Below are 11,262 nucleotides of genomic sequence, written 5' to 3' on the forward strand. Positions count from 1 at the left end.
CTGATCATGTCTGTCGTTCTCCGCTGGCAGGGCGTCAAGTCAATGATGGCAGATTGATGGGGTTTTTAGAGGCTCCTTTATAGCGATTCATATAGTCCAACCTTAATACCTCTTAACTGATCTGAAAGTGTTGAAATTCATCTTTCCCTGAGAGACTCCGAACCATGTTGTTTTAGAGGACTCAACAAGTAATCAATCACCCGCCGCTTCCCTGTCTTCACTTCCGCACTCAAGCTAATCCCGGCACTCATCCGCACCTTGACCCCATCGATCTCCAGCGTGCTGCCGTTCAATTTGATGCGTGCGGGAAACACCAGGCCCAGCTTTTCGTCCTGCGCGGCATCGTGGGAGACGCTGGCGACCGTGCCGGTCAGATAGCCGTAGCGGGTGTAGGGGAAGCTATCTACCTTGACGGTGACCGGTTGGCCCGGGCGCATGAAGCCGATGTCCTTGTTGAGGACGGTGACTTCGACCTCCAGTGCTTCTTCGGCCGGCACTACGACGAGTAACGGCTGTGCGGGCGTGACTACACCGCCCACGGTGTGGACGGCCAGTTGCTGGATCGTGCCGTCGACCGGTGCGTGCAGGGCCATCAGCTTGTCGCGCTGGCCGGTCTTGGCGACGTCCTGGGTCAGCTGGCCGGCCTGCTCGCTTGCCTGGCGCAAGGCATCCAGTGCCTGCTGGCGTGTGTCGGTGACAAGCACGCGCAACTCTTCCTGCGCCGCACTGATCGCCGAGCGGATTTCCTGCAGGCGGTTGCGCTGGGTGGCGAGCTGGCTTTCTGCGGCAATGCGTTCCTGTTCGCGCAATAGATAGTCGTGGCGGCCGACGTACTTGCCTTCGACCAAGCGGCCGTAGTCTTCTGCGCGCACCTTCGAAATGCGCGCGGATTCGGCCAGCGGTTCAATTGCGTCCTGGGTGGTCTGCAGTTCGGCCTGGCGCTGGGCGATGCTGGCTTGCAGGTTGTGTCGGCGTGCCTGGAATGCGTCGAATTGACTGCTGACCAATTGCTGCTCGTTAGCCACGCGTTCCGCGGGTAGATCCGGAGCGGGATCCAGCTGCGGGGGCTGCCCGGTCGCAATGGCGGTTGCCAACGCTGCCTGGCGCAGGGCAGCCAAACGGGCATTGACCAGTGCGTCGCCGGCCTGCGCAAACTCGGCGCCAGTGGCGGTGGCATCGAGTTCGACCAGCAACTGGCCTTTCTTCACCGCCTGTCCGTCGCGCACCAGGATTCTGCGTACCACCGCGGTTTCTGCGGTCTGCACCACCTTGGTCCGCGAATCGACCACAGTCTTGCCTGGTGCCACGGCGACGATGTCGAGCTTGCCCAGGCAGGCCCATAGCAGCGCGACACAGAAGAAGCCGATGATGATGCGCATCGTCCAGCGCGCGCTGGGCGAGACCGGAGTTTCGGTCAGCTCAAGATGCGCGGGCAGGAAGGCGCGTTCGTCTGCGCTGCGCGGGGGCGGGTCGAGCTGGCGGCGCACCGCCCAGGCCGATTTGAAGATCTTGAAATAGCGGAGAAAGAAATCGCGCCATCCCTGGAGCAGGTGCTTCATGGTGTCCCCTGTTGCAGTCTGTATAGATGCGCGTACTGGCCTTCCGGCCGGTCGACCAGCTCGGCATGCGAACCGCTCTCGATGATGCGTCCCTTCTCCACCACGACGATGCGATTTGCCTGCCGCACGGTGGAAAGGCGATGCGCAATGATCAGTACAGTGCGCCCCTTGCAGATGGCGCGCATATTGCTCATCACTGCGTGTTCGGATTCGTAGTCCAGTGCGCTGGTGGCTTCGTCGAGAATCAAAATGCGCGGATCGCCGATCAGTGCGCGCGCGATCGCAATGCGCTGGCGCTGCCCGCCAGACAAACCGGTGCCATGCTCGCCAACCTTGGTGTCGTAACCTTCGGGCAGTTCCAGAATGAATTCGTGGGCGCCTGCCAGCTTGGCGGCATGGATCACCCGCTCCAGCGGCATGCCGGGATCGGTCAATGCGATGTTCTCGCGCACGCTGCGGTTGAACAGGAAGTTCTCCTGCAGCACCACGCCCAGCTGACGACGCAACCAGGCAGGATCGGCCAGCGCCAGGTCCTGGCCATCGATCAGCACCCGCCCACGCTCAGGCGTGTAGAGTCGCTGCACCAGCTTGGTCAGCGTGCTCTTGCCGGATCCGGAGCGGCCGACGATGCCGATGATTTCGCCTGGGCGAATGTCCAGCTCTATCCCGTTGAGCACCTCAGGGGCATCCGGCCGGTAGCGGAACGTGACTCGCTCGAACGTCACCTGCCCACGGATCGGCGGCAGTGCCAGGCGGCTGCCCGGCACCTCGGTGCGGGTATTGAGGATGTCGCCCAGCCGCTCGACCGAGATACCGACCTGCTGGAAGTCCTGCCACAACTGAGCCAGCCGGATGATCGGCGCAGTAACCTGGCCCGACAGCATGTTGAAGGCGATCAACTAACCGATCGACAGCTTGCCTTCCATCACCAACTTGGCGCCCCAGAACAGCACCGCCACGGCGGTGAGCTTCTGCACCAGTTGCACGCCTTGCTGGCCCAGCGTGGCGATGCGGGTGACGTTGAAACCGGCGCTGACATAGCCGGCCAGCTGGTTGTCCCAGGTGCGGGTCACGCGCGGATCCACCGCCATCGCCTTGACCGTGCCGATCCCGCTGACCGTCTCCACCAGGAAGGATTGGTTGTCGGCACCGCGTGCGAACTTGTCGTTCAAACGCTGGCGCAACACCGGGGTGATCAAACCCGAAATGGTGGCGTACAGCGGCAGCGACAGCACCACGATCAAGGTCAGCCAACCGCTGTACCAGAACATCACCGACAGAAAGACCACTGTAAAGAATAGGTCCAGTACCGAAGTCAGCGCCTGCCCGGTGAGAAAGTTGCGGATGTTCTCCAGCTCACGGACGCGCGCAATGGTGTCGCCGACCCGCCGCGACTCGAAATACGCCAGCGGCAGCGACAACACGTGCCGGAACAAGCGCGCACCCAGCTCCACGTCGATCTTGCTGGTGGTGTGTGCGAAGACGTAGGTGCGCAGGCCCGATAGCAACACATCGAACACCGCCATCGAGACCAGCCCGATTGCGATGACGTCCAAGGTGGTCAGGCCGTTATGCACCAGCACCTTGTCCATCACCACTTGATAGAACAGTGGCGTGATCAGCGCGAACAGCTGAATGAAGAACGAGACGATAAAAACCTCGATCATCAACTTGCGGTACTTGATCACTGCCGGAATGAACCAGCTGAAGTCGAACTTGGCCAGGTCGCCGAGCACCGAAGCCCGCGAGGCCACCTGCAGCAACCGCCCCTGGTAACGCGCCTCGAACTCGGCGGGCGAGATGGAGCGCGGCCGTTTTTCGACCAGATCGTGGATCAGGATCTGGTCCGCACCGACCTTGGCGACGATAAAAGCGTCGCCATCCGGCACCAGGGCCAGCGCAGGTAACGCGGCCATGCCGATTCGCGCGGCCGGTTGGGTGACGACTTTGGCTTTCAGCCCCAGTTGGTTGGCGGCCAGCAGCAGCGTGGTTTCGTCGAACGGCTCACCGCCTCATCCAAACCCATGCGCCAACTGCACCGCGTCGGCGGCAGCGCCATGAAATTGCGCCAGCAGGACCAGCCCCTGCAGTCCCAGATCCGGTCGGTCTTGCACCGACGAGCCGCCCTCGAGCAACGAGAGCGACGCACTTGCCCTGACATAACGCGTTCCTTGCTGAAGAGCCCGGATCGAGCTCAAGTGACGGAATAGAACCTGGGGATGTTAAGAAACAGTCAATCAGCCGAACCCCCACTGGCGATCAATCTTTTCAATCGAGCGTTTCCCAGGCTGAGACGCCCTCACTCAATCGTGCGCATCGTTCACCAGGGCGTTGCTCATCTAACCCGACGCTGAAGGCTCGCCAGCACCTTGACATCGTGGCCGATGCAAGCATGCCCGCCTCTCCTATTTCCGCTACCATGCCAGGCCTCACGCCTACAACCGGCCTGCCGTATGTCCACTGCCCCGCAAACGCCGCTCGTCATTCGCGAGCGTCTGTCCGAAGTCCGCTACGAAATCCGGGGCGAGCTGGCGCGGCGAGCGCGGGAACTGGAGGCGCAGGGCCACAAGCTGATCAAGCTCAATATCGGCAACCCGGGCGCGTTCGGGTTCCGTGCGCCGGAGCATCTGCAGCGCGCCATCGCCGACGATATGGGCCGCACCGATCCGTATACCCATCAGCAAGGCCTGCCGGAAGCGCGCGAAGCGATCGCCACCGCGTATGCGCGGCGCCAGCATCCGGACGCGCATCCGGACCGCATTTTCATCGGCAATGGCGTCAGCGAGTTGATCGACCTGTCGTTGCGGGCGCTGCTCAATCCCGGCGACGAAGTATTGGTGCCCTCGCCCGACTACCCGCTGTGGTCGGCGGCCACCATCCTCAACGATGGCCGCCCGGTGTATTACCGCTGCGCGCCGGAAAACGGCTTCCAGCCAGACCCGGTGGAGATCGAGACGCTGGTGTCTTCGCGCACCCGCGCCATCGTGCTGATCAATCCGAACAATCCCAGCGGTGCCAGTTATTCGCGCGAGTTGCTGGAGCGCATCGTGGCCATCGTCAGCAAGCACAACCTGCTGCTGATGGTCGATGAGATCTACGACCAGGTGCTGTACGACGACGCTGCATTCGTACCAGTCGCGCCGCTGGCCGGCGCGCATCCGTGCATCACCTTCGGCGGGCTGAGCAAGGTGCACCGCGCCTGCGGCTGGCGCGTGGGCTGGGCGCTGCTGTCGGGCGAGCAATCGCGCATTAACGATCTGCGCAACGCGATGGACCTGCTCGGCGCCTTGCGCCTGTGCGCCAACGTGCCGGGCCAGTACGCCATCGATGCGGCGGTCAATGGGCCAGACACCATCTCGGCACTGTGCGCGCCGGGTGGCCGCTTGTACGAAACACGCCGCGCGGTGATCGAGGCCTGTGCGGCCAGTGCGCATCTATCGCTGGTGGCGCCGGCCGGCGCGCTGTACGCGTTCCCGGCGGTGGTCGGCCCGGCCGCACGTAATTTCGACGACCATGAGTTCGCGCTCGACCTGATGAACGAGGAAGGCGTGCTGGTGGTGCCGGGTTCCAGCTTTAACGTGCCGTACCGCCACCACTTCCGCGTGACCTTGTTGCCGGAAGCGCCGGTGATGCGCGATGTGTTCGCACGCATCGACCGTGCACTGGCGCGGCGCGCCGAGTCGGTGACCAAGGTAGTGGCGCTCAAGTCGCGCAGCGTGGCGTAATGGCGGCGGGCGGCACGCCGCCATTGCGCTACCTGGCGCTCGGCGATTCCTACACCATCGGCGAAGGCGTTGCGGTTGCGCAGCGCTGGCCACTGCAACTGGTTGAGGGTTTGCGTGCCTGCGGCTGGAACGTTGAGCCGCCGCAGATCATCGCTACCACCGGCTGGACCACCGACGAGCTGCAGGCCGATATCGATGCCGCCGCGCTGCGGCGGGGCCCGTTCGATCTGGTGAGCCTGCTGATCGGCGTCAACAATCAATATCGCGGGCGCTCGCTGGACGAGTACCGCAGCCAGTTCGATGCGTTGTTGCAGCGTGCGATTGCGTTCGCGGGCGGCCATGCAGCACGCTTGTTCGTGTTGTCGATTCCCGATTGGGGGCTGACCCCGTTCGCGCATGCGCAGGGCGCCAATGCGGGATTAATCGCCGCGCAGATCGATGCCTTCAACAGCGTCGCCTCCGATCTCTGCGCCAAACGTACCGTGCGCTTTGTCGACATCACCGCCACCAGCCGCGATGGCGGCGATGCGGCGGACATGTTGGTCCACGATGGCCTGCATCCCTCGGCAGCGATGTATGCGCGCTGGACGGCATTGGCACTGCCTGTGGCGCGCGATGCCCTAAGCTGACCGCGCAACTCGCCTCACTGCCAAGGAACGACATTGCAGACAATCGGCACCCAACCCATGAGCCGCGCGCAGGCGCTGGCGATCGCTCGCGCGTTCCTGCCGCCGCATCCGCTGGGCAATCGCTACGACTACTACTACACGCAGGCCAAGCTGCGTACCGATCCGTTGTATCCGGGCGTGCTGGCCGAATTGCGCAGCACCTCGGCGCCGGTACTGGATCTGGGCTGCGGGTTGGGCCTGCTCGCACATGCGTTGCGCGCCGATGGCCAGGCGCTGGCGTATCACGGGGTGGATGTGGATGCGTCCAAGATCCGCCGCGCGCACCACATCGCGCAGCGCTCGGCATTGGGCAATACGCAGTTCGCAGTGGTCGATCTGAGCGTGGCATGGCCGCAACACCGCGGCAGCGTGACCATTCTGGATGTACTGCAGTATCTGCAGGAAGGCATGCAGGCCAATCTGCTGCGCAGCGTGGCGCAGATGCTCACACCGGGTGCCAAGCTGGTGATCCGTAGCGCCTTGGGCGATGCCAGCAGGCGTGGCCGCACCAGCCGCGTCACTGATGTGCTGGCGCATCTGAGCGGCTGGATGCAGCGCATGCCGCGCAGCTACCCCACACGCGACAGCCTGCAGGCACAGCTGGATGCCGCCGGTCTGCGTGCGAGGTTTGCGCCGCTGTATGGCAATACGCCGTTCAACAACTGGTTGATCGTCGCCGAACCACGCTGAGGCGCTGCAAGAGGTATCTGGTTCGATGTAAAGCAATCAGGAAAAGCGGCTGCGTGGCCGCCAGATGCGCGCGGTCGATAAGTGCACAGCAGCAGGCAGATGCGCAGCGGTCAACGACTACGCTCCTCGATGAGCAACACCAGCCGCACCCCTGAACTGAGTACGGCTGGCACCTTGCACAGTGTCAAAACTTCCAGGACACCGTCAGCTCCACATCGCGCCGGTCGCCGTAGATCAACTGGCTTTGCTACACGATGTTGGCGGAGTAGGTGCGATCGAACAGATTGTGCACGTTGAGCTGCGCCGACCATGCCTGGTTGATGTCGCACGCGCCATCGCGTTGGCCAGCAGCACGCTGCCCTGCGTCAACCGCACCGTGCTATTCTGCGCGCCTGGCATCAGCTCGTGGATGGCCGACTGCCAGCTCAGACCACCGCACACACGCCATGGGCCGGTCTGCCAGCTGGTGAACACCGTGGCTTCGCGGCGCGGGCTTGTCGGATTGACATCGACGCCGCTGGCATCGTTGGCATCGAACTTGGCAAAGCCGAACGCGATGCGCCATTGCTCGAACAGCTGGCCATCGAGCTGGAATTCCACGCCCTGTCTGACCGTTCCGTTGGCCGCGATGTACGCCTGATCGGTGGTGCCGGGCACCAACTGGCCGATGTCATTGACCGCGAGGTTGTCATGCTGGATCCGGAATAGCACCAACGCTGCGTTGAGTTTGCCGCCAAGATACTCGCCCTTCGCACCGACCTCGTAGCTGTTGCCTTCCAGCGGAGCGATAGAGCGCCCGCTGCGGTCGCGATCGTGTTGCGGTTTGCAGATGCTGGTATAACTGGCGTAGCGCAAGTGGTGGTCGTCCACATCTAAGGTCAGCCAGGCGTGGGCGTGGTGCGGCCGCGACGCTCGTAGGTGTTGGCCGGCACCAGCTGATCGGTGTTCTTCCAGCCACGCCTGCGATGGCCTTGAGCGCATCGGTCAGGCTGAAACGGCCTGCGGCGTAGGCCGCGACCTGAAGCACCTCGCGCTCTTCGCCATTGGTCAGCGGCGTCCATTGCGGCTGCGCCATTGTGCCGGTCCAGGCCTAGACGCCTTCGGCGCTCAGCGGTTGTAGTGGCGCATTGGACAGGCTGCGCAGGTTGCGATGCATCCAGGTGGCACCAGCCGCAAGTTCGTGCTCGCGGCCCCACAGCGTCAGCGGCGAGGTGACGTAGGCATCCAGACTGTTCTGCGCGCTCAAGGTGGGATACCGGCCACCAAAATTGCTGGCAAGGCCCAAGCCGGTGTCCCTGTCCGGGTAATCGAGATAGCCGAACAACACCGATTTCCAATCGCGAAACGCTGATGCGCATATTCAACGGGCAGCTGCGCGCCATTGTCGAAGCGATGGGTCAGGCCGGCGAATGCATTGGTGGTGTCGGCAACGCCGCGCGCCCAGCGCGGAATCAATGCGTCCGAGCGCGCAACATTCGTGCGGCGGCCATCGCTGAAAAATGCGGACACGCCGCCCCAGGCGCAGTTGCTTTACCGTCACGCGCAATCCGGGCGCCGCCCCGCCAAACCGCGCTCGCGCATCGCTTCCAGCACGCCACGCAGGATGGTCGGGTTGTGGCCGTGCGCGGCGCCCTCGTGCAACAGCACGATCGCGCCGGGGCGCAGGTCGCGCACGATGCGGGCGACGGTGGCGTCCGGTTGGCAGCGCACGCCGTCGAAGCCACGTGCGCTCCATGCCACGCGGGTCAGGCCATGCGCACGCAGCGGCGAGGCGACGAACGGGTTGGTCATGCCCACCACCGAGCGGTACAGCCGTGGCGCCTGCCCGGTGATGGCCGACAGCACGCGCTGTGCCTGGCCGATTTCCTGCGCCATGCGGCGCGGGCCCAGCGCCCAGAACCAGGCCTGCGGATGGGTGTTGCTGTGGTTGCCGATGCCATGCCCGCGACGCACGATCTCGCGCACCAGTTCAGGCCGCTGCTCGGCGCGTGTGCCGACCACGAAGAAGGTGGCCTTCGCATCGAAGAAGTCCAGCAAGTCGAGCACGGCCGGGGTGTCGTCGGAAGGGCCATCGTCGATGGTCAGCCACACCTGCGGCGCGCGCCCGGGCAGGCGCGCCAGTACCGGCGCGTACAAGCGCTCGCGCGGCAGGAACACCGGCACCACGAACAAGGCGTGCGACAGCAAAAGCGCCGGCACCCCCCAGGCACCGCCCAGGTGCCACCACAGCAGCGCCACCGCCGCCTGCGAGAGGGCCAGCAGGCCCACCCAGCGGTACGGGTGCGAGGGGGTGCGATACAGCGTTTCCAGTGCGGTCATGCCACATGATGCCATGCGGCGTAGAATGCCCTGACTCCACGATCTGACCGAAGTGCTGCCATGTCTCTCGATCCCGCCCTGCGTTCGCGTATCGATACGCTGCTGCAATCCAGCCGCGTGGTGCTCTTCATGAAAGGCCAGCCCGGCATGCCGCAGTGCGGTTTTTCGGCCAAGGCGGTCGGCGTGCTGGACGGTCTTGGCGTCGACTATGCCCACGTCAACGTGCTGGCCGACCAGGACATCCGCGAAGGCATCAAGGCCTACGGCGACTGGCCGACCATTCCGCAGCTGTACGTGGACGGCGAGTTGATCGGCGGCAGCGACATTATCCTGCAGATGGCCGACAGCGGCGAGCTGAGCAGCATGCTCGGCCTGCAGGCGCCGGATCGCAGCCCGCCCAAGATCACCGTCACCCCGGCGGCGGTCGAGATGCTCAACGGCGTGCTGGCCGATGCGCCGGATGCCTCGCTGACGCTGTCCATCGACGCCGACTTCCAGCCGAACTTCCAGCTGGCACCGACCAACCCGAACGCCATCGCAGCCGAATCCAACGGCCTGTGCGTGCAGTTCGACCTGGCCAGCGCGCGTCGCGCCGACGGCATCACCATCGACTGGGTGGACGACATCCGCGGCCGCGGCCTGGCCATCGACAACCCCAATGCACCAAAGCCGGTGCAGGAGCTGTCGGTGCGCGATGCCGACGATCGCCTCAAGGCCGGGACGCTGACCCTGGTGGACGTGCGCCCGGCCGACGAGCGTGCGCTGGCTTCGATTGCTGCCCCGTTCCGCACACTGGACGCGCACGAGCGTGCCGCCATCGAGCAGCTGCCCAAGGACACCCCGCTGGCGTTCCTATGCCACCGCGGCGGCCGCAGCCTGCAAGCGGCTGAGCACTTCCGCAGCCAGGGTTTCAGCAACGTCTACAACGTCACCGGCGGCATCGATGCGTGGTCGGACGCGGTGGACAACGGCGTGGCGAAGTATTAAGTACAAACGCTCCGCACCAGTGTCACCAGTGCGGAGCGGTGAAACGGGCGCTCCAGTGGGCGTTCGTTTCTTGTTGCACGATAGCTTCGGCCAGATATCACGCCAAACCGCGCCGAACCTAGACAGCTGGCCGCCGTATCAATTTCCGGCGCGATCAGGAGGACCCGGCCAAGTTCGAGCGATATCAGGCGCAAGCACTGGTTCACCGACACTTGCCGGTCGATGGTCTGCTCGGCATCGTGTGTTATACGGACGACATGAAACTCTCCATCGAACGTCAGCTTAAAGCTAGCAACCTCACACTTCCAGTTCATGCCCGCACCGAGTGGTACTTCTGATTATTACGTTCACGCAAGGCAATTTGCTGCGGGCGCGCGTAAAGGCATTGGTCAACACCGTCAATACCGTCGGTGTGATGGGCAAGGGCATCGCACTGATGTTCAAGGAGCGCTTCAACGAAAATTTCCTCCGATATGTCGCTGCCTGCAAGGCAAAGCAAGTGCGCACCGGCAAGGTGTTCGTCACCTAAGCCAACGAACTGAACGGACCACGCTGGATCATAAATTTCCCCACTAAGCAGCACTGGCGTGGTGATTCGCGCATCGAATGGATTACTGAAGGATTGCAGGATCTGCGCCTTTTCCTGATCGAAAACAAGGTCGAGTCGATTGCCATCCCGCCACTGGGCGCTGGCAATGGCGGTTTGGACTAGGCTGATGTTCGTCCACTGATCGAAGAAGCGCTGGCCGGTTTAGATACCAACATTCTCGTGTTCGAGCCCATCCTAACGTATCAAAACGTCGCAAAGCGCTCCGGCGTGTAGCAGCTGACTCCGGCACGCGCATTGATTGCCGAACTGGTGCGTCGCTATTGGGTGCTAGGCATGGAATGCAGCCTACTTGAAATCCAGAAGTTGGCATGGTTCCTTGAACGCAACATAGAGCGCGCAGGCTTGCCTACGCTGGATTTGCGCTTTGGGCCTCACAAGTACGGCCCATATGCCGACCGTCTCCGCCATCTACTGAACGGATTGGATGGCAGCTATCTGCACTGTGACAAGCGAATCGGCGACGCTGATCCCTTAGATGTCATCTGGTTCGATGACGCTCGCAAAAGCTTTGTCCAGACCTATCTCAAGAGCGAAGCGAAACAGTATGCCCAGGCACTGGAAGCCACTGCGGCCTTAATCGATGGTTTTGAATCTCCTTTCGGTATGGAGTTGCTGGCAACGGTTGACTAGGGCCTGTTAACACTAATGGCCTGAGCGAGTAAACTATCGGGTATGGAGATCACACCAGAGCAATTTTCCCTAAT

At 63.2% G+C, this 11,262-nt stretch carries 10 protein-coding genes and 2 pseudogenes; 7 read left to right on the plus strand and 5 right to left on the minus strand.

Features of this window, described 5'->3' with window-relative positions:
* Positions 1-137: 137 nt before the first annotated feature.
* Complete coding sequence (locus tag XpopCFBP1817_RS16655) at positions 138-1,559, minus strand: HlyD family type I secretion periplasmic adaptor subunit (RefSeq protein ID WP_128417968.1); 1,422 nt, start codon at positions 1,557-1,559, stop codon at positions 138-140.
* Positions 1,556-3,694 (minus strand): annotated as a pseudogene (locus XpopCFBP1817_RS16660) (type I secretion system permease/ATPase). Before XpopCFBP1817_RS16660 ends, XpopCFBP1817_RS16655 begins: the two are co-directional and overlap by 4 nt.
* 318 nt (positions 3,695-4,012) lie before the next feature.
* Here XpopCFBP1817_RS16660 and XpopCFBP1817_RS16665 point away from each other — a divergent pair.
* The 3 genes from XpopCFBP1817_RS16665 to XpopCFBP1817_RS16675 are packed head-to-tail and all read left to right on the plus strand — an operon-like array spanning position 4,013 to position 6,642.
* Positions 4,013-5,284 (plus strand): pyridoxal phosphate-dependent aminotransferase, encoded by a 1,272-nt coding sequence (locus tag XpopCFBP1817_RS16665; RefSeq protein ID WP_128417969.1) that lies wholly within the window; start codon positions 4,013-4,015, stop codon positions 5,282-5,284.
* Positions 5,284-5,913 (plus strand): SGNH/GDSL hydrolase family protein, encoded by a 630-nt coding sequence (locus XpopCFBP1817_RS16670; protein ID WP_128417970.1) that lies wholly within the window; start codon positions 5,284-5,286, stop codon positions 5,911-5,913. Before XpopCFBP1817_RS16665 ends, XpopCFBP1817_RS16670 begins: the two co-directional genes overlap by 1 nt.
* 57 nt (positions 5,914-5,970) lie before the next feature.
* Positions 5,971-6,642 (plus strand): methyltransferase domain-containing protein, encoded by a 672-nt coding sequence (locus XpopCFBP1817_RS16675; RefSeq protein ID WP_128417971.1) that lies wholly within the window; start codon positions 5,971-5,973, stop codon positions 6,640-6,642.
* A 234-nt stretch (positions 6,643-6,876) separates the two neighbouring features.
* On the opposite strand, the gene XpopCFBP1817_RS23235 is transcribed toward XpopCFBP1817_RS16675, so the two are convergent.
* The 3 genes from XpopCFBP1817_RS23235 to XpopCFBP1817_RS16685 form a co-directional block, all read right to left on the minus strand.
* Positions 6,877-7,512, minus strand: a complete 636-nt coding sequence (locus tag XpopCFBP1817_RS23235; protein WP_244171211.1) for a TonB-dependent receptor domain-containing protein — start codon at positions 7,510-7,512, stop codon at positions 6,877-6,879.
* 220 nt (positions 7,513-7,732) lie between these two features.
* The gene (locus XpopCFBP1817_RS23240) at positions 7,733-7,966 is read right to left on the minus strand and encodes a hypothetical protein (protein WP_244171212.1); all 234 of its coding nucleotides are present in this window, start codon (positions 7,964-7,966) and stop codon (positions 7,733-7,735) included.
* Between the two features lie 212 nt (positions 7,967-8,178).
* Positions 8,179-8,976, minus strand: coding sequence for a polysaccharide deacetylase family protein (locus XpopCFBP1817_RS16685; RefSeq protein ID WP_208619649.1), 798 nt, complete (start codon positions 8,974-8,976; stop codon positions 8,179-8,181).
* A 45-nt stretch (positions 8,977-9,021) separates the two neighbouring features.
* Between XpopCFBP1817_RS16685 and grxD the strand changes: the two genes are divergently transcribed.
* From grxD to XpopCFBP1817_RS23250, 4 genes and pseudogenes are all read left to right on the plus strand, one after another.
* Positions 9,022-9,948: a Grx4 family monothiol glutaredoxin gene (grxD, locus tag XpopCFBP1817_RS16690; protein WP_128417973.1), complete on the plus strand. Its 927-nt coding sequence runs from the start codon at positions 9,022-9,024 to the stop codon at positions 9,946-9,948.
* A gap of 197 nt (positions 9,949-10,145) precedes the next feature.
* The gene (locus XpopCFBP1817_RS24120; protein WP_425479125.1) at positions 10,146-10,286 is read left to right on the plus strand and encodes a DarT ssDNA thymidine ADP-ribosyltransferase family protein; all 141 of its coding nucleotides are present in this window, start codon (positions 10,146-10,148) and stop codon (positions 10,284-10,286) included.
* Positions 10,274-10,660 (plus strand): annotated as a pseudogene (locus XpopCFBP1817_RS23245) (macro domain-containing protein). The gene XpopCFBP1817_RS24120 and the pseudogene XpopCFBP1817_RS23245 overlap by 13 nt, the downstream one beginning before the upstream one ends.
* Before the next feature lie 132 nt (positions 10,661-10,792).
* The gene (locus XpopCFBP1817_RS23250; RefSeq protein ID WP_244171213.1) at positions 10,793-11,188 is read left to right on the plus strand and encodes a hypothetical protein; all 396 of its coding nucleotides are present in this window, start codon (positions 10,793-10,795) and stop codon (positions 11,186-11,188) included.
* Positions 11,189-11,262: the final 74 nt, after the last annotated feature.

This window comes from Xanthomonas populi (assembly GCF_002940065.1).
Taxonomy (GTDB): Bacteria; Pseudomonadota; Gammaproteobacteria; order Xanthomonadales; family Xanthomonadaceae; genus Xanthomonas; species Xanthomonas populi.

What these genes read in the sequence shown, in the direction of transcription:
- XpopCFBP1817_RS16655 (WP_128417968.1), bottom strand. Translation starts at nt 1,559, where the DNA reads ATGAAGCACCTGCTCCAGGGATGGCGCGATTTCTTTCTCCGCTATTTC.
- XpopCFBP1817_RS16665 (WP_128417969.1), top strand. Translation starts at nt 4,013, where the DNA reads ATGTCCACTGCCCCGCAAACGCCGCTCGTCATTCGCGAGCGTCTGTCC.
- XpopCFBP1817_RS16670 (WP_128417970.1), top strand. Translation starts at nt 5,284, where the DNA reads ATGGCGGCGGGCGGCACGCCGCCATTGCGCTACCTGGCGCTCGGCGAT.
- XpopCFBP1817_RS16675 (WP_128417971.1), top strand. Translation starts at nt 5,971, where the DNA reads ATGAGCCGCGCGCAGGCGCTGGCGATCGCTCGCGCGTTCCTGCCGCCG.
- XpopCFBP1817_RS16685 (WP_208619649.1), bottom strand. Translation starts at nt 8,976, where the DNA reads ATGGCATCATGTGGCATGACCGCACTGGAAACGCTGTATCGCACCCCC.
- grxD (WP_128417973.1), top strand. Translation starts at nt 9,022, where the DNA reads ATGTCTCTCGATCCCGCCCTGCGTTCGCGTATCGATACGCTGCTGCAA.